This is a genomic window from Planotetraspora kaengkrachanensis (assembly GCF_016862895.1).
GTDB classification, from domain to species: Bacteria; Actinomycetota; Actinomycetes; order Streptosporangiales; family Streptosporangiaceae; genus Planotetraspora; species Planotetraspora kaengkrachanensis.
In genome coordinates, this window is record NZ_BONV01000041.1 from 1 (window position 1) to 16,285 (window position 16,285).

The 16,285-nt window shown below is 70.0% G+C and carries 17 protein-coding genes and 1 pseudogene; 8 read left to right on the plus strand and 10 right to left on the minus strand.

Going from position 1 to position 16,285, the window contains the following annotated elements; genetic code table 11:
- Positions 1-87: 87 nt before the first annotated feature.
- A complete protein-coding gene (locus Pka01_RS32460; RefSeq protein ID WP_203886778.1) occupies positions 88-942 on the minus strand; it encodes an NAD-dependent epimerase/dehydratase family protein in 855 nt (284 codons plus the stop codon).
- A gap of 139 nt (positions 943-1,081) precedes the next feature.
- On the opposite strand from Pka01_RS32460, the gene Pka01_RS32465 reads away from it, so the two are divergent.
- A complete protein-coding gene (locus tag Pka01_RS32465; protein ID WP_203886779.1) occupies positions 1,082-1,951 on the plus strand; it encodes a helix-turn-helix transcriptional regulator in 870 nt (289 codons plus the stop codon).
- Positions 1,952-2,072: 121 nt separating this feature from the next.
- On the opposite strand, the gene Pka01_RS32470 is transcribed toward Pka01_RS32465, so the two are convergent.
- The 7 genes and pseudogenes from Pka01_RS32470 to Pka01_RS32500 all read right to left on the minus strand — a co-directional run bounded on the left by Pka01_RS32470 (position 2,073) and on the right by Pka01_RS32500 (position 7,605).
- Positions 2,073-2,405 carry an STAS domain-containing protein gene (locus Pka01_RS32470; RefSeq protein ID WP_203886780.1) on the minus strand — a complete coding sequence of 111 codons (333 nt, stop codon included), beginning with the start codon at positions 2,403-2,405 and terminating at the stop codon, positions 2,073-2,075.
- Between the two features lie 346 nt (positions 2,406-2,751).
- A complete protein-coding gene (locus Pka01_RS32475) occupies positions 2,752-2,955 on the minus strand; it encodes a hypothetical protein (protein ID WP_203886781.1) in 204 nt (67 codons plus the stop codon).
- Between the two features lie 10 nt (positions 2,956-2,965).
- Positions 2,966-3,874, minus strand: coding sequence for an SDR family NAD(P)-dependent oxidoreductase (locus Pka01_RS32480; RefSeq protein WP_203886782.1), 909 nt, complete (start codon positions 3,872-3,874; stop codon positions 2,966-2,968).
- Between the two features lie 5 nt (positions 3,875-3,879).
- Positions 3,880-4,155, minus strand: a complete 276-nt coding sequence (locus tag Pka01_RS32485; RefSeq protein WP_203886783.1) for a hypothetical protein — start codon at positions 4,153-4,155, stop codon at positions 3,880-3,882.
- Positions 4,156-4,215: 60 nt separating this feature from the next.
- On the minus strand, positions 4,216-6,186 hold the full coding sequence (locus Pka01_RS32490; RefSeq protein ID WP_203886784.1) for a sensor histidine kinase: 1,971 nt from the start codon (positions 6,184-6,186) through the stop codon (positions 4,216-4,218).
- A 317-nt stretch (positions 6,187-6,503) separates the two neighbouring features.
- Positions 6,504-6,789, minus strand: a pseudogene (locus Pka01_RS40965) (IS701 family transposase); the annotation flags it as partial.
- A gap of 207 nt (positions 6,790-6,996) precedes the next feature.
- A complete protein-coding gene (locus Pka01_RS32500; protein WP_373318205.1) occupies positions 6,997-7,605 on the minus strand; it encodes a helix-turn-helix domain-containing protein in 609 nt (202 codons plus the stop codon).
- Positions 7,606-7,712: 107 nt separating this feature from the next.
- On the opposite strand from Pka01_RS32500, the gene Pka01_RS32505 reads away from it, so the two are divergent.
- The 7 genes from Pka01_RS32505 to Pka01_RS32530 all read left to right on the plus strand — a co-directional run bounded on the left by Pka01_RS32505 (position 7,713) and on the right by Pka01_RS32530 (position 14,016).
- A complete protein-coding gene (locus tag Pka01_RS32505) occupies positions 7,713-9,170 on the plus strand; it encodes an MFS transporter (RefSeq protein WP_203886785.1) in 1,458 nt (485 codons plus the stop codon).
- Between the two features lie 29 nt (positions 9,171-9,199).
- A complete protein-coding gene (locus Pka01_RS40970; protein ID WP_239115700.1) occupies positions 9,200-9,403 on the plus strand; it encodes a class I SAM-dependent methyltransferase in 204 nt (67 codons plus the stop codon).
- The gene (locus Pka01_RS40975) at positions 9,400-9,615 is read left to right on the plus strand and encodes a hypothetical protein (protein WP_239115702.1); all 216 of its coding nucleotides are present in this window, start codon (positions 9,400-9,402) and stop codon (positions 9,613-9,615) included. Before Pka01_RS40970 ends, Pka01_RS40975 begins: the two co-directional genes overlap by 4 nt.
- Before the next feature lie 31 nt (positions 9,616-9,646).
- The gene (locus tag Pka01_RS32515) at positions 9,647-10,384 is read left to right on the plus strand and encodes an SDR family NAD(P)-dependent oxidoreductase (RefSeq protein WP_203886786.1); all 738 of its coding nucleotides are present in this window, start codon (positions 9,647-9,649) and stop codon (positions 10,382-10,384) included.
- 353 nt (positions 10,385-10,737) lie between these two features.
- Positions 10,738-11,127 carry an alpha/beta hydrolase gene (locus Pka01_RS32520; protein ID WP_203886787.1) on the plus strand — a complete coding sequence of 130 codons (390 nt, stop codon included), beginning with the start codon at positions 10,738-10,740 and terminating at the stop codon, positions 11,125-11,127.
- A gap of 524 nt (positions 11,128-11,651) precedes the next feature.
- Positions 11,652-12,833 (plus strand): coiled-coil domain-containing protein, encoded by a 1,182-nt coding sequence (locus tag Pka01_RS32525; RefSeq protein WP_203886788.1) that lies wholly within the window; start codon positions 11,652-11,654, stop codon positions 12,831-12,833.
- A gap of 70 nt (positions 12,834-12,903) precedes the next feature.
- Positions 12,904-14,016: an ABC transporter substrate-binding protein gene (locus Pka01_RS32530; protein ID WP_203886789.1), complete on the plus strand. Its 1,113-nt coding sequence runs from the start codon at positions 12,904-12,906 to the stop codon at positions 14,014-14,016.
- A 71-nt stretch (positions 14,017-14,087) separates the two neighbouring features.
- Here the strand turns inward: Pka01_RS32530 and Pka01_RS32535 are convergent, their stop codons facing one another.
- Positions 14,088-14,960, minus strand: a complete 873-nt coding sequence (locus tag Pka01_RS32535; RefSeq protein ID WP_203886790.1) for a GNAT family N-acetyltransferase — start codon at positions 14,958-14,960, stop codon at positions 14,088-14,090.
- A gap of 176 nt (positions 14,961-15,136) precedes the next feature.
- On the minus strand, positions 15,137-16,282 hold the full coding sequence (locus Pka01_RS32540) for an RNA polymerase sigma factor (protein ID WP_203886892.1): 1,146 nt from the start codon (positions 16,280-16,282) through the stop codon (positions 15,137-15,139).
- Positions 16,283-16,285 lie beyond the last annotated feature (3 nt).

Below are 16,285 nucleotides of genomic sequence, written 5' to 3' on the forward strand. Positions count from 1 at the left end.
GCACACTAGTGCCGCGTCAGACAACGTTTGCCCTATCACCTGGCTCGCCAGACGATGGAGCAAACGTTGCCTGCCGGGCACTGGCTGTCAGAGGGCTCCGGCGTCCCGGGCGGCCCAGACGCTTGGATAGATGGGCCGGAAGCCGAGGTCCCGGCGGATCCGCTGGGTGGACATGATCCCGAACCACGGGTCGGGGTCGGTCCGGGTGTGCATGTCGGCGGGCACCTCGACGCGGTTGAGTTGGTGCAGCTCAACCGCTGTGACGGGTGAGTCGTCGGCGATGTTGTAGATGGGGCTTGTCACCGCCGGTGAGTACAGGAGGCGCATCAGCCCCTGGGCGATATCGACGTGATGAGCCATCTGCAGCCGCTGGGCGGGTGCCCAGTTCGCGGCCCAGCGCAGCGACTGGGCGAGATGCGGGTCGCCGTCGCCGTAGACAAAGGGCAGCCGGCCGATGCGCACCTCCATTCCCTCCAGTGCCAGCAACTCCCGCTCGGCGGCCGCCTTGGACTCCGGGTAGGCGCCCCACAGCTCGCCGCCGGGCCGGCTCTCGTCGTCCTCGGTCATCGGACGGCCTCGCCCCGAGCCGTACACGTTCCCGGTGCTGACCTGCACGAATCGCCGCACGCCGGAGGCCAGCGCGGCCCGTCCCAACCCGACCGCCGCATCACGGTTGACGGCCCACGCCTCCTCGTCCGGCACTCCGCGGAAGGACGCGGCGACGTTCACGACCGCGTCCACCCCGGCCACCGCCTTGCCGAGGGCCTCCTCGTCCCGCAGATCACCGAGCATGACCTCGGCACCCAGTTCCGCGAACCGCTCCGCGCGCGCCGCGTCGCGTACCAGGACCCGCACCCGCTCCTCCGCCTGGGTCTGCGCCAGCAGCCGCGGCACGAAGCGCCGCCCGACCTGCCCCGTCGTACCCGTCACCAGTGTCAACATGGTGTATCTCCTCACGATCTGATGCTCCACGGTCTGGCGCCACTACTGTGGGGTCGGACCGGGATGAACGGGAGAGACCTTCCGATCATGGGACCGTCAGTCCCTGGATCCGCCGGGCGATCGGGGCCACCCTGGAGGGGTGAACCGCGCCGAACTCGCCGACTTCCTGCGCCGCGCACGCACCCGCCTCCACCCCTCAGACGTGGGTCTGGTGGCCGGCCCCCGGCGGCGCACCCTGGGTCTGCGGCGCGAGGAGGTGGCATCGCTGGCCGGCATGTCGACCGACTACTACACGCGCCTCGAACAGTCCCGGGGCCCACACCCGTCTCGTCAGATGCTGACGGCGTTGGCCCGCGCCCTGCGTCTGACGGGCGACGAACGGGCCCACTTGTTCCACCTGGCTGACGAGGAGCCGCCACGCCACGAGGTCCCGTCCGGCCACGTCCGCCCCGGCCTCCTCCTCGTCCTGGACCGCCTGTATGACGCGCCCGCCTCGGTGGTCACCGACCTGGGCGATGTCCTGGCGCAGAACGCGCTGTCGAAGGCACTCTCCGGCGACGCCTCGGCCCGCCCGCCGAGGGACCGCAACCTGCTCCGCCGCTACTTCCTCGACCCGACGGCGCGCGAAATCGTCCCTCCGGAAGACCGCGAGGAGCACGCGCGCGTGCATGTGGCGAACCTGCGCGCGGTGGCGGCATCCCGCCCGGCCGACCCCGCGCCCGCCGCCCTGGTTGCCGAATTGCGCACAGCCAGTGCCGAGTTCGCGACTCTCTGGGACGAACACGAGGTGGCGGTACGCCGAGCGACCACGAAACGCTTCCGGCACCCCGTGGTCGGCCTCCTGGAACTGGACTGCGAAATCCTCCTCAACGACGAGAGCCACCATCTCCTCGTCCTCCACACGGCTCGCCCGGGCACGGAATCCCACGAACGACTCCGACTCCTGCGGGTGGTGGGCCTGCAGGACATGACACCGAGCGGGTCCGTCAGGGCGCCGAACGAGCCCTGACGGCACGGACCCGTCTCCCGCGATCGAGCGCACGGTGCCAGTGCCGTGTCAGGCCACGTTTGCCTTCTTGACGATGCGCCGTCGGCGGGGGCCGTCCTCCAATCGTGCGCATCGCAGCCCTTCAGGCTTTGGAGTCGAGCAGATTGTGGCTGAGGGAATGGTCGAAGCCGAGGATCGACAGCACACGATCGACCTGTGGTGTCAGATTCACCAGGGTTATCGTGCCGCCGTCCTTTTCCAGCCGCTCCTTGGCGTGCAGCAACGCCCGGAGGCCTGAGCAATCCATGAAACGTACTCCGCTCATGTCCACCTCCAGCCGTGAGACCTGCGCCTCTTGAAGGGCTGCGTCAAGGATGTGCTGTAGGTGGTCGGCGGTGGCTATGTCGATCTCGCCGCGCACCCGGACGGTGACCTGTTGGTGAGCGGGCTCGACTGTGACGTTCAGCAACTCCATGATTCACCTCCCAGGTCAGCTGAATGTGACTGCCGGGAATGGCACCTTGATACCAGATTGCAGTTCGGCCTTTTGTATGAGCAAAACCAAGAAGGCGTAATGCCCTTATTGCAGCGTCACGCTGCACCGCGACGGCTACTGGTAGAGGGTCAATAACCGCTACGCGTCCGGCATGGCCCATATGGCGGCCCGCGGGGTGACGACCTGGATCCCGGCGCCCAACGCGAATATTGCCCTGCGGTGGTATCGACCGGGGGGCTCGTTGAGTCCTATGGAGGTATGGAGCTCGCGCTAGTAGGTGTCTTCGTGATCGTGGTGGTGATCCTGCCCGTGCTCTTGGTTTACATCAACGCGCGCCGTCGTCAGGGTTCGCGTCGTTGATGATGGGAGGCAGGGCGGTGAGGGGCGGACCGGGCTGCCCGTGCCGGTCCTGCGCCGTCGCCGGCGCCGTGGCGTGGGACGGCTGCGACGACCCCTGCACCAGCGAGGGGTGACTAGCAACTATGGCCAGCCCGGACACCGCGATGAGCCGGGCGCGACGTGGGCTCACTGGCTGGTGATCATCCGTTGAGCGTTGCTTTGAGCGCGTAGTCCCAGAGGCGGTCGGCAACGGCCGGGTCGACCGCCCAGTCCGCTACGCCGCCGGTCGCGTCCGGGCCGCCCGGCACTACCCCTTCTTCCTGGTTGTCCAAGAAGTAGCGGCCGGTCACACCGTCGAGCAGCGGCGACGCGGCAAGCAGCACCGAGGTGGCAGCGCCCTGCTCCGGGGTCTTGTAGTAGTCCGGGGTCAGGAGGTTTCCCTCATCGTCCATCGCGCCAAACGCCCGCATGGTTGCATCGTCGAGATGCCGCTGCAGGTTGGTGTGGATGTAGCCGGGGCTCAGCGAATTCGCGGTGACGCCGTCGGCGGCCCAGCGCCGGGCCACGCCGACGACGAGCAGGACTTCGGCCGTCTTCGACTGCCCGTACGCGGCCCATGGGTCGTACGGGCGTCGCTCGAAGTGCGGGTCGTCGAAGTCGAACGGCACGCCCAGATGAGCGCCGGAACTCACCGTGACCACCCGCGCGTCGCCAGCCTGCCGCAGGTTCTCGTACAGGCCGGTCACCAGCGCGAAATGACCGAGGAAGTTCGTCGCCAACTGCAGCTCCCAGCCGTTGGCGGCGACCTGGCGGGTGGGTACCGCCATGATCCCGGCGTTCGCGACGATCGCGTGCACCGGCCCGGACCAGCCGGCCACAAATGCGCGCACCGAGCCGAGGTCGCTCAAGTCCAGGGCCCGCTCGCCGCTGGCGGGGTTGCGCGTCGCCACGGTAACCTCGGCCCCCGCGCCCCGCAGAGCCCGGACGGTCTCCAGGCCGATCCCGGAGGCACCGCCGGTGACGATGATCCGTCGCCCGGTGAGGTCGACGCCAGCGAGGACCTCCGCAGCCGTGGCCTTGGCGTTGAACGGAGTGCTGATAAGTGTCATGACCCCTACGGTAGGAACCGGAGTCTGGACGTGGAATGCTGCAGCCTCCGGCATAGTTGCGCGAGCGTCCGGCAAGCCGATCCAGTGGCGCCGGAGCCGGCCGCGATCGTGTTGCCCGTGTGCCGGAGATCATGGAAGTGGAGACCGAGGAAGCCGATCTTCCTTGTGTTCTCGTCCCACTTGGCAGCACGCCGGAAGTTGCTGCGCCGCAGGATGCCGCCGCGGGCTCCGGTGAAGATCAGCGCGTCGCCTTCTGGGTCGGTGAACTTGTCGAGGTGCACGCATGTCCGAAGTCCCGCGCCTGTGCTCTGGTTCTGTGCAGAGCCACCCGAGCCCGGCGATCAGGCCAGCAGGGACATGCGCAGTACCAGACACGTTCCTTGGCCCGGGTCCTCGACCGTCAGGGTTCCTTGGTGGGCGTGGGCGATCTCGCGGCTGATGGCCAGGCCGAGGCCGGTGCCTTTCGGATCGCGGGCGCGTGATTCCGGCAGCCGGGCGAAGCGTTCGAAGATGAGCTCGCGGTGGTCGGGAGCGACACCGGCGCCGTCGTCGAAGACCACCAAAACTGCGGTGTCGTCCTCGGCCCGGACGACAACGGTGACGCCGGTGGCGGCGTGGCGCTGAGCGTTGTTCAGAAGGTTGGTCAAGAGCCTGGACAGCAGCAGCCGGTCGCCGGAGACGAACACGCCCGGCGCCAGGTCGGTGCGGATCGGGACGCGGCCCGGAGTGCGGTGCTGCAGCTCGGTGCGGACGAACTCAGCCAGATCGGTGCGCTGGCGCTGCGCCGGTCGGTCGGCGTCCAGGCGGGCCAGGATGAGGATGTCCTCGGCGATCGCCTGCTGGCGTTCGACGTCGTTGAGCAGGTCTTTGGCCATGCACGGCCAGTCGACCGCGTCCGGGTCCATCAGCGCTTCCTCCAGGCGCAGGCGGACGCCGGTGATCGGGGTGCGCAGGTCGTGCGAGGCGTCGGAGGTGAAGCGCCGCTCGCGCTGCACGGCCGCCTCAAGCAGCTCCAGGTTGTGGTTCACGATCGTGTACTGGCGTGCGTTGTCCAGGCTCAGCGCGGCCCGCGTGACCAGTTCCTCGGCCAGCAGCAGGTCGTCCCTGGTGAACGGCGCGGGGTTGGAGGTGCGCGCGAACGTCGCGACGCCGAGCACGTCGCCGCGCGCCTCCAGCGGAATGACGATCAGCGAGTGCATGCCGATGGCGTGGACGGGCCCCGCCCGGTCGGGGTCCAGATCCAGCCAGGTACCGGGCGAAGTGTCCAGCACGGGCTCGAAGTGCGGCCGGCGCGAGTGCAGGACCTCCGTGAACAGGGATCGCGGTGGCACGAACACGGTCTCCGTGCGCTCCCAGAGCGACTCGGGCGCCCCGTCGTGCACCGAGGCCACGCCGGCCCGCCGGAAGCCGGGGCTGCTAGTCACGGCCAGCCGCTGCAGCGGCTCTGTGCCGGGCAGCATCGCCTCCGGCAAATCGACGGTCACGTAGTCGGCGACGACCGGAATGGACAGTTCGGCCAGCTCCTGCGCGGTTTTCATGACGTCCAGCGTGCTGCCGAGCCGGACGCTGGCCTCGCGCAGCAGGCCGAGGTGATCCCGCGCCTTGCTGTTGCTGAAATCCAGGGCCACCGAGCACACGCCCAGCGGCCGGCCGTCCGCGCCCTCCAAAGGCAACAGCGAGATGGACAGCGCGCGCTCCTGACTCCCGTGGAACCAGCGGGCCTCACGGTCGATCGTGGGCCGGCTGTCGGCGAGCACCTCGCGCATCGCGTCCTGCACCGCTTCCGTGTCGATCCCCGCGATGACCTCGGTCAGGGAGCGGCCGATCCGGTAGTACGGGTAGCCGTCGCTGAGCTGCTCGGCCGCCTCGTTGAACCAGACGCAGCGCAGGTTCTTGTCCCAGATGGCCATGGCGACGGGGAAGCTGCTGATGAGCGACTCCAGCAGGGCGCCGGTGCCGGTGGACAGGTCGATGGCGGCCGGGATCGCCGACACCAGCCAGGATTCCTGCCGGCTCCCGGCGTCGTCGCCCAGAGTGAGCGGGGCGGCCTCGGCGCGCACGATGACCACCTCGCCGTCCCGCCGCAGCATCTCCATCAATCCCGTCCGGGGCAGGTGCGCGCCGGGCCGTTCACCGTCGCGGTCGTGGCCGTCGGGCGGGAGGAGCGAACCGATGGGGCGGCCGAGGATGTCGGCGGCGGGGTAGCCGGTGAGCTCCTCGGCGGCCTGGGTCCAGCCGATCACCGTGCCGGCGCCGTCGACGACGGCGACCGCTGGGGTCGTCCCTCCACGGACGCTGCTGGTTGCTTTCATGCCATCACCCATCTCTGGTGGGGGACGAGTTCGCTTCCAGAATTTGCCAGAATAGTCGCGCCTACCTGCAGTTATTTAACCTTTAACCAGGCTTTGTCGTGACATTACGGCTATACGGTGCGGAGACGTAAGAGTTTCGCCACAGCCCCGCCCAGGGCCGGGGGTCCGCTCAGAGCCGGGGATCTAGTACTACAGCTTGATTTCGTGATGTCTGAGCCAGCGTTTCCAGTAGTGGCTGCTGCGGGCGCGTGTCTGGTGCTGGCATCTGCGGTGTGACCAGGCGAGGGCCAAGTCCAGTGGTCGGGAGATGGCGTGGGTCAGGTGTGCCAGGAGACGGCGGATCTCCGCTGGCGTGAGGCGGACCAGGCCGCGGCTGCTTTTGGGGCTGTGGCTGCGGTGACGGCGAGGTAGGCGCGAGCGAGCATGGCCAGGGTGATGTGGCGGTGCCAGGCGTCGTACCGTCTGACCTGGTAGTGGTCGAGGCCGGTCTCGTTCTTGGCGGCCTGGAAGCACTCTTCGATTGCCCAGCGCGCCCCGGCGATACGGATGAGGTCGTCGACGGTGCTGCCGGTGGGGGCCGTGGCACAGGTAGTAAGCCGGTTCCATAAGAAACCCGGAAGATCCACAGGGGGAGACATGCTGACGATGCGTACACGCCTAAGAGCATTCAGTTAAGCCGCGGACCCCCGTTTTGCATGGGTTCATCGGACGCGTCGGCTGCCTGTCGTCAAACGATCGTTTCTCGACAGGCGGCGAGCAGCCGCCTGTACGAGTTCTCAGCCCCCTCTGCCTGGGGGCGCTCCGGTCGTGTCACTCGGAACCTGTCGCGGTGTCCTGGGGTCGTACCGTTCGGGCGCGGAGGTGTGCGCGCTCTCCCTGGTGGCCCAGGAGGCTGAGAATTTCGACGGGGTTGTCGTCGGCGTTGCCGAACCAGTGGGGGGTGCGGGTGTCGAATTCGGCGGCTTCACCGGGCCCCATGACCAGATCGTTGTCGCCCAGGACCAGGCGGAGGCGTCCGTCGAGGACGTAGATCCATTCGTAGCCCTCGTGGCTGGACTGCTCGGGCTCGGGCGAGCGCATTCTGGGAGAGATGATCAATTTGTAGGCCTGGAGGCTTCCTGCCCGCCGGGTGAGGGGCAGCATGGTCATGCCGTGGCGGGTGACGGGTTTGAGATGCAGGCGCGGGTCGCCGGTCTGCGGAGCTCCGATGAGCTCGCTGATGTCCACGCGCAGCTCGCGTGCCAGGGGAAGCAGCAGTTCCAGGGTGGGGCGGCGCTGACCTGATTCCAGTCGAGACAGCGTGCTCAGCGAGATCCCGGTGGCGTTGGCCAGGAAGGTCAACGAGAGGTCGCGCTGTGTGCGCAGCCCCTTCAGGCGGGGGCCGACGGCCGCCATCGTCGACGCGGTCTCATCATCCACGCCTCAATCTTGCCACCGCAGCAAGGATCTTTGCGCATCGGGTCTGGCGGACCAATAGTGGCGGCAGATGCCCCGATGTACGGGCGAACGAGGACAGGGGATGCGTAATGATCAGGGGAAACTCGCCCACCGCGCCGACGCGTGCGCCCCACACCCTGCCGGTGCCGCCGACGGGGGCGATGGTGAGCGTTCGGCACGGCTCGGTGACGCTGGCCGTGGGAATCTTGGTGCTGACGCAGCTGATGTTCGTCGTGGACACCTCCATTGTGAATGTGGCCCTGCCCGACATCGGCCGAGCCATGGGCTTCTCCAGCGCCGGTCTGTCCTGGGTTGTCACCGCCTATGCGCTGACCTTCGGCGGCTTGATCCTGCTCAGCGGCAAGGTCGGCTCAGTGATCGGCCGGCGCCGGGCTCTCGTCCTTGGAGTGACGGTTTTCGTGATCGCCTCGCTCGCCGGAGGCTTTGCCGCTTCGGCGTGGCTCCTGGTGGCCGCGCGTGCTCTGCAAGGGGCAGGGGCTGCGGTCGCCGCGCCCAGCGTGATGGTTCTCCTCATGGGGATTACCGCTCCTGGTCCGCAGCGTTCGCGTGCGATGGCGATGTTCGTTCTCGCCGTCGGCGCCGGCGCGGCGGTCGGTCTGCTCGCGAGCGGAGTGCTGACGCAGACGCTGGGCTGGCGGTGGGTGATGTTCGTCAACGCCCCGATCGGTGTGCTGGCCCTGCTCGGCACTCTGCGCAACCTGCCCGAGACGGCGCGTCAGCGCACCTCGTTGGACCTCGGGGGAGCTGCTGGCTCGATCGTGGCGATGGTGGCCCTGGTCTTCGCCTTCACCTCCGCCGCCGACCAGGGGTGGTTGAGTCCCTCGGTCCTGGGTTCGTTCGCCGTCGCAGTGATCTCCCTGGTGGTGCTCGTCGTGTGTGAGCGTAGGCATCCGCACCCGGTGATGCCGCTGGCGTTCTTCTCCGCCATGCGCAGTGCAGGGCCCCTTCTGGCGATGCTGCTCGTCCCGGCCGGTCAGGTCGGCTTCCTGTTCTTCACCACGCTGCTGACCCAGCAGGTTCTCGGCTTCAGCCCGATCCAGACCGGCCTCGCGCTGTTGCCCTTCACCCTGGGGCTGATCGCCACCAACCAGCTCACCCCACGGCTGCTCCCGCGGTGGGGCGAACGCGTCATCGGCAGTGCCGGTCTGTCCGGCCTGGTCCTGGGGATCGCCTGGATGGCACTGGTTGCCGCCGACGCTGGCCCGGACACCTCGATCCTTCCGGTGCTGCTGGCCTCGGTCCTGCTCGGCGCGGGTGCGGGCGCGACCTTCGCGCCGGTCACCGCCGTCATCATGCACCAGGCCCCCGCCGAGCACATCGGTGCCGCAGCCGGCCTCAACCAGGGCCTCCAGCAGCTCGGCGGCGCGATGGGCCTGGCCATCCTTACCAGCATCCTGGCCGCTGCCGGCGGCCTGGACCACGGGCTGGGCACGACCCTCCTGGCCACCGCGACCTTCCCTCTGGCCGGCCTGGCTCTCTTCGGCATATGGGCGCGCCGCATCCCCGCCCCTGACACCCCCGCATGACCGCTTCCCACCGTCCGAAAGAGTGTGTGATGACCGAGAACGACCCGCGCTTCAGCGCCGCCTTCTGGGACCAGCGCTACCGCAGCACCAGCCAAGTGTGGAGCGGCGAGCCCAACCCCGCGCTCGTCGAAGAGGTCTTGTCCCTCGCGCCCGGGACAGCACTGGAGGTGGGATGCGGTGAGGGCGCGGACGCCATCTGGCTGGCCGGGCCGCTCCCGACGGGCACCTGGTGATCGTCGGACACCACCCCGGCGACCTCGACACCGCCATGCCCCGCCCGCCCGAGCCCGGCCTCTTCTACACCGCCGACGACCTCGCAGCCGATCTCCCTGGCCATGTGTGGACGGTCATCACCCGCACCGCGCGCCCGCGCACCGCCACCACACCCGACGGCACACCGGTGATCGTCCACGACACCGTCCTGACCGCCCGGCGCACCCGCTGAACACCCGCATCACTGACAGGGAAGCACGATCATGATCAAGGATCTCGCCCAGCAGACCGCCCTGGTCACCGGTGCCACCGCAGGCATCGGCCGCGCCGCTGCCCTGGCCCTGGCCGCTCGCGGCGCCGACATCATCGTCCACGGCCGCGACAAGAACCGGGCCGCCGACACCCTCCAGCAGATCGAGGCGCTGGGAGCCAGCGCCCGCTTCGAGCCCGCCGACCTGTCCGACCCGGCACAGGTGACCGCACTCGCCGAATCCGCCGGCACCGTCGACATCCTGGTCAACAACGCGGGCATCTTCCACTTCGCCCGCACCGCCGACACCGACCCGGCCACCTTCGACGCCCACATCGCCGTCAACCTGCGCGCCCCCTACCTCCTCGTCCAGGCCCTCGCCCCCGGCATGGCCGCACGCGGACACGGCACCGTCATCAACATCAGCAGCGGCGCAGCCACCACCCCCGGCCTCGGCAGCGGCATCTACGGCGCCACCAAGGCCGCCCTCGAATCCCTCACGCGCGTCTGGGCGGCCGAATACGGTCCTGCCGGTGTCCGCGTTAACGCCGTCGCCGCCGGGCCAACCCGTACCGAAGGCACCGCCGCCTACGGCGAAGCCTTCGAGTCAGCCGGACAAGCCGTAGCACTCAAGCGCCTCGCCGAGGCCGAGGAGATCGCCGGCCCCATCGCCTTCCTCGCCTCGCCCGCTGCCAGCTACGTCAACGGTGCCACCCTCAGCGCCATGGGCGGCCAACCCGCCCTCGGCTGAGCACAGGACTTCCGGTGGACGACGCCCTCGATCGTCATGCCACCTCTCTCCTCGGCTCCTCATTGAACTTGCCGTACGACGTCGCCTGTTCGTCGGTCAGGAACTCCACTGGCATGGGCGAGAAGCTAGCGGCGCCCGGAGCCGATCAGGGATCTTCCGTCGAACCTCGCCGCCGGGCCTGCCACCTGTGCTAGACGCCATGATCACCGGCTTAGCGTTAACCGCTATACCGATGTTCCCCGAGGCCGGACATCTGCCCGATGCCCGCGACCTGGTCGTTCACCGCATTCAGCCAGGTGATGCCTCGAGCGGGTCGCCGTCGCCGGGCACTCGATGGGCGGACAGAGCGCGACATGCTCCTCGGCGCGAGCGTGGAGGAGGACGGCCACACCGTCCGTGCCCTCGACGAACGGGTCAAGGCAGGCGTCCTGTTGGCCTCAACGGGCGCCGGTGACGATCACCTCTCGGACATGGCGAAGCGGTTCACCGCCCTGAGGACCGCCCGGTTCGACGAGATGACGACGCCCACGCTCGTGATCGTCGGCGACAAGGACGACTCTCCCGAACTCACCGACCGCGGACCGGCCCACCACGCCGACGGCTACCACCAAGCGCCCGGCCCGAAGTCGCTGCTGACCCTGCACGGGGCCGAGCACATGCTCGGCGGCATCACCGGCTACGACACCGTCGAGACCACCGACGAGGACCCGGAACGCGTGGCCGTGATCCAGCGAATGAGCTAGGCGTTCCTGCGCGACACCCTCACGTCCGACACCTCGGCCTGGCCGAGGGCGACGTCCGCATTCGCACGCCTCGACGCGATCGGCCGCCTGGAGAGCAAATGACCACCACACCCGTACCCGACTGGTTCAAGAAAGCGCTAGCGGTGACGTGCTGATCGTTGAGTTCACCGGAGTCGGCACCCGCGTCGCCGGCGACGAACCGCTCCGGCTCGCGCCAGTCGAGCCGTGCACCGCGTGAGGGCTCCCAGGCGGGGAAGTGGCCTGACCTGCAGATTCACCGGGAAACGGTGCATGGGAGTGACTGACAAAACTCTGCGCTCACTGACAATCCCTGCGTTTCCACTGTCAGAACGGGTGCGCTCAACACACGCGGCACGGGTCTTCATTGCGGCTCGAAAGGTCTCAGGCCGATAACTTGCGGGAATTGAACATCTCCCAAGTGACGGCCACGCTCACCGAAGCAAGAGATCACCGTTTCTGAATATCTATTTCCAGAAATTCGAAAATTCGCTAGATTCGGCGTCGTGACGACCCCAGCGCCGACCCCCGCCACGACCACGTGCAAGCACTGCGGCACCGCCATCGAGCAGCGAGCAGGCCGGGGGAGACCCAAGGAGTACTGCCCCGACGGCGACTGCCAGGCTGCGGCCAAGCGGCAACGCGAGGTGCGCCGATCCACACCGGGTCTCGAGGGCGCGCTCGCCCGCGTCGAGGATCTCTACGACCGGATGGAGAACGGCCTCGCGGCGGCCATCGCGCCTCTCGCGCAGGTCCTGTCCGAGGAATTGAGCCCGGCCGGTGTGGAGGCGAAGCTCAGCGCCGTGCAGGCCGAGGCCCACACCCGGGTGGCCCTCGCGCATACCGAGCGGGAGCAGGCGCTGGCCCAGGTGCGCCTCGCGCGAGAGGCCGCCGAGGCGGCCAGGCGCGAAGCGGAGGAAGCCCGGATGCAGGCCGAGGAGGCCCACTCCGAACGTGACGGAGCGTTCGCCGACGCCGAGACCGCACGGGAGCAGGCGCTCGCGGCTCTCCGGGAGGCGTCGGCCACCGAGCGCCGGGCCAGGCAGGAGGCCGAGGAGGCCCACCGCAGAACCGAGCTGGCTGAGACCGCCCGGGACCAGGCCGCACGCGAGCTCGCCGAGCGCGTCGAGAAGGCGACCGCCGACGTACGGCAGGCCGAGGCGGAAGCCGTACAGGAACGCAAGGAACGGGAGCGCGCCGAGGCGGACGCGGCGAGCGCCAGACAGGAAAGCGAACTGGCGCGGCGCGCCCGGCGCGAGGCCGAGCAGTCGAGCGCCGCGTCCGCGGCCCGGGCTCAGGCGGCGGAGGCCGAACGGGACCGTGCGATCTCCCGAGCCGAGGCGGAGCGTGACCGCGCGGTCGCGGCGGCGGCGGCACAACGCGACCAGGCAATCGAACGCGCGGAGACGGCGGAGACGGCGCGGGCGATGGCCGTCGTGGACGCCGGCCGGGCCGCCACCGAGGCCGAGCAGGCCACCGCACGTGCGGCACAGACCGCCGATGAGCTGGACCGGCTGGCCGGCGAGCTGCGCACCGCCGGTGCGCAGCGGGAACGGATCGCGGCCGAGCTGGAGCTCGAGCGGTCGCGGCTCGCTGACGCGCGTGCCCAGCTCGAGGCCGCCCGAGCGGAGGCGGCCGAGCTGCGCGAGAGGGCGATAACCGCCGAACTGCGGCTGCGCGACCAGTAGCCCCGGTCTCCTATCTCTGACCACTCTGCGATCCGGGCACAACGAAACGTCACACGGGAGACGCCAACCCATGAACACTCCACCATCGCCACCTGGAGCGGAGCGGACTGACGGATCATCCGTCCAGATCGGCGCTCTCGTTCCGCTGACCCGGCCTGGCTGGGCCGAGGCGGGCCGGCACCTGCTCGCCGGACTCGAGCTGGCCGTCCGCGAAGTCAACGACGCCGGCGGGATCGCCGGAAGACCACTCGAGCTGGTGGTCCGAGACACCGCGGCTGATCCACAGAGGGCCGAGGCGGCCGTGGACGAATTGGCCCGCCTGGGCGTGGCCGCCTTGGCGGGGGAGTATCACAGCGTCGTCGCTCGCGCCGCCGCCGCCAGGGCCGACGCCCTCGGCCTGCCGTTCCTCTGCTCGTCGGCGGTTCTCGACGCGCTCACCGAACAGCCGACGGAATGGGTCGCCCGCCTCGCCCCGGCGCAGTCCCACGGCTGGCGGATCTACGCGGACTTCCTCCTCAGCGCGGGCCACAGCCGAATCGCCGTCGCAGCCGAGCCGAGTGTCTACTGGGCGTCCGGGGCCCGCGTTCTGCGGGACCACATCACTCCACGCGGCGGCACCGTCATCGAACTCGACATGCGCGCGCTCACCCCCGCGGCCGTGTGCGACGAACTCGTCGACAATCGCGCGACGGCCCTCCTTCTTCTGGTCGGCCACCCGGAGCCGGCGGTGTCGATCGTCACGTCCGTCCGCCGCGACCGGCGCCTCGCCGAGATCATGATCGGTGCTCCGGCCGGGCAACCGGAGTTCGCCGAATGGGCGACGTCGCTGGGCGGCGACGGCGCCGCGATCCCGTTCTTGCGCTACCTGCCCGAGCGCCTCAGCCCACTCGGTGCACGAGTCGAGACGGCCCTCCGTGAGCGGCTGGCCGAGGCGCCGTCCTTCGTCGCCTTCGAGGGCTACGACACGGTCGTCGTCCTCGCCGACGTGCTGCGTTCTCACGGCGCGGACCGGGCGCGCACAGCTGAATCCTGGCCGCGCGTCGCCGTCGAGGGCACCCGCGGGCGGATCCAGTTCTCCCGCACGCCAGGCATCAGCGTTTGGCAATGGGCTTGGCCGCCGATCCACGTCGTCGATCGAGATCCGGCGGACCCCGATCGCTTTCGGATCCTTCACGCCGGCTGAGAGAGCACGGAGGTCCGGCCGGCCGCATTCTCAGTTGCCGGCCCGAGAAGGCCGGCGAGGCTTTCACACAATCAGGGCTTCGGGGCCGTGTAGGTGCGCGTGCGCGTGTACGCACCGAAGCCCATCGACGTGTAGAGCCGCAGGGGAACGGGATATCCGTCGTCACCGCGCGCGTAGACGACGGCGCGTTCACCGCCGCCGGCCGCGAAGGCGTGCAACACGGCGATGCACGCGGCACGGCCGAGTCCGAGTCGACGGTGGCGGGGATGCGTGCCGACCGGTTCGAACTCCCCGACCCGATTTACCTCGTCGTACCAGCCCTGGCAGTAGGCCGCGACCTCGCCGGCAGGTGATACGACGACGAGGTCCATCTCGGGCCGGTACGGCCAGGCGTCCCTCATCCGGGCATGCCGTCCGGCGGTGACCCGGGGCGACCCGAACGCGGCACGGTGGGCCGCTGCCCGGCCGGCCACGTCGGCGTGGCCCCGCTGGGCCCGGATCGTGTAACCGTCCGGCAGGTGGGGCGCCTCCGGCAGATCCACGAGCGGACGGCGAAGGCACATCATGAACGGCCCGTCGGCGGCACGGGTGTAGCCGCGTCGCTCCAACGCCGCGACCAGGTGCTGTTCGGTCTCGGCGACCTCGGTGCTCAACGGGCCGCCGGCCGTCCGTTCGGCCCAGTCGAGCACCTCATCGGCCAGTTCCGGGCGGTCGGGGTCGACCTGCAGCATCAGCTCGCCGGACACATCCAGCCAGCCCCAGGCCAGGGTCGTGTCGCCTTCTGTCCAGATCGCCGTCGGGCATTCCCCGGCCCGGTCGAGGGCCAGGCACCAGTTCCAGGTGAGGTCGCCGATGTGCCGGTATCCGGTCGCCGGGAAGCTCCGGACGGCCAGGTCCTGCATGGCGCGCAGCGCCACGGGGCCTGCGTGCTCACGGCGTCGCATGGCGCCCATGCTCCCCGACGGACTTTCCGCCGGGCAACGTGATTTCCCCGGGCCCGGTCCTGACGCGGGGGCATCGGGCGCGAGTAGTCGAGGTCTTGACCCGCCCACTCCCTGCGAGGCGACCGCTCCGGCCACGGGGGCGCGCCCAGTGCCGCGGGAAATCCGAGCGCGCCCCGTCAGCGACCTCGGCGGGCGTTGAGCCGGGCGGCCTGGCGCGTCAGGTGGTCGCGCTCGGCGAGGTTGGGTGCCTTGTGGGCCGCCTCGGCGTACAGCCGTGCCGCCGTCGCCAGGTCGCCGTCGCGCTCGTGGAGGTACGCCGCCACCGCGGCGTGGCGGGGCAGTGAGGCGTCCAGCGCCGCGAGCGCCGCCAGGCCGGCGCGCGGTCCGTCGGCCTCCCCGACGGCGACCGCGCGGTTGAGCCGTACGACCGGGCTGCCGGTCAGGCGCGTGAGCTCGTCGTACCACTCGACGATCTGCACCCAGTCGGTCTCCCCGGCGGTGGGCGCGTCGGCGTGGAGTGCCGCGATGGCGGCCTGGGCCTGGAACTCGCCCAGCCGGTCGCGGGCGAGGGCCGCCTGGAGGATCCCGACGCCCTCGGCGATCAACGTGGTGTCCCAGCGGCCGCGGTCCTGCTCGGCGAGCGGCACCAGGCTGCCGTCGGACGCGGTGCGGGCGGCACGCCGGGCGTGGTGGAGCAGCATGAGGGCGAGCAGCCCGGCCACCTCGGGGTGGTCGATGCGGGCCGCGAGCTGCCGGGTGAGCCGGATGGCCTCGGCGGCGAGGTCGACGTCGCCGGAGTAGCCCTCGTTGAAGACGAGGTAGAGGACGCGCAGCACGGTGGCGACGTCGCCGGGCCGGTCGAAGCGCACACCGGAGACGGTGCGCTTGGCCCGGCTGATGCGCTGCGCCATGGTCGCCTCGGGCACCAGGTAGGCCTCGGCGATTTGGCGGGTGGACAGCCCGCCGACGGCGCGCAGCGTGAGCGCGACCGCCGACGCCGGGGTCAGCGACGGGTGGGCGCACAGGAAGTAGAGCTGGAGCGTGTCGTCCATCGCGGGCGCCGTCCCGGGCGCCGGCTCCTCCTCGACGCGGTCCTCACGCCGGCGGCGGGCGGCGTCGGCGCGCGTCGTGTCGAGGAACTTGCGCCAGGCCACGGTGACCAGCCAGCCCTTGGCGTCCCGCGGCGGGTCGGCCGCCCAGACCCGGAGCGCCTCGACCAGAGCGTCCTGCACGGCGTCCTCGGCCGCCGCGAAGTCGGCTCCGCGGCGGACGAGGACGGTGAGCACGTTCGGAGTGAGGCTCCTGAGCAGGACCTCGTCCATCGG

What these genes read in the sequence shown, in the direction of transcription:
- Pka01_RS32460 (WP_203886778.1), bottom strand. Translation starts at nt 942, where the DNA reads ATGTTGACACTGGTGACGGGTACGACGGGGCAGGTCGGGCGGCGCTTC.
- Pka01_RS32470 (WP_203886780.1), bottom strand. Translation starts at nt 2,405, where the DNA reads ATGGAGTTGCTGAACGTCACAGTCGAGCCCGCTCACCAACAGGTCACC.
- Pka01_RS32480 (WP_203886782.1), bottom strand. Translation starts at nt 3,874, where the DNA reads ATGACACTTATCAGCACTCCGTTCAACGCCAAGGCCACGGCTGCGGAG.
- Pka01_RS32490 (WP_203886784.1), bottom strand. Translation starts at nt 6,186, where the DNA reads ATGAAAGCAACCAGCAGCGTCCGTGGAGGGACGACCCCAGCGGTCGCC.
- Pka01_RS32505 (WP_203886785.1), top strand. Translation starts at nt 7,713, where the DNA reads ATGATCAGGGGAAACTCGCCCACCGCGCCGACGCGTGCGCCCCACACC.
- Pka01_RS40970 (WP_239115700.1), top strand. Translation starts at nt 9,200, where the DNA reads ATGACCGAGAACGACCCGCGCTTCAGCGCCGCCTTCTGGGACCAGCGC.
- Pka01_RS32515 (WP_203886786.1), top strand. Translation starts at nt 9,647, where the DNA reads ATGATCAAGGATCTCGCCCAGCAGACCGCCCTGGTCACCGGTGCCACC.
- Pka01_RS32520 (WP_203886787.1), top strand. Translation starts at nt 10,738, where the DNA reads ATGCTCCTCGGCGCGAGCGTGGAGGAGGACGGCCACACCGTCCGTGCC.
- Pka01_RS32530 (WP_203886789.1), top strand. Translation starts at nt 12,904, where the DNA reads ATGAACACTCCACCATCGCCACCTGGAGCGGAGCGGACTGACGGATCA.
- Pka01_RS32535 (WP_203886790.1), bottom strand. Translation starts at nt 14,960, where the DNA reads ATGCGACGCCGTGAGCACGCAGGCCCCGTGGCGCTGCGCGCCATGCAG.
- Pka01_RS32540 (WP_203886892.1), bottom strand. Translation starts at nt 16,282, where the DNA reads ATGGACGAGGTCCTGCTCAGGAGCCTCACTCCGAACGTGCTCACCGTC.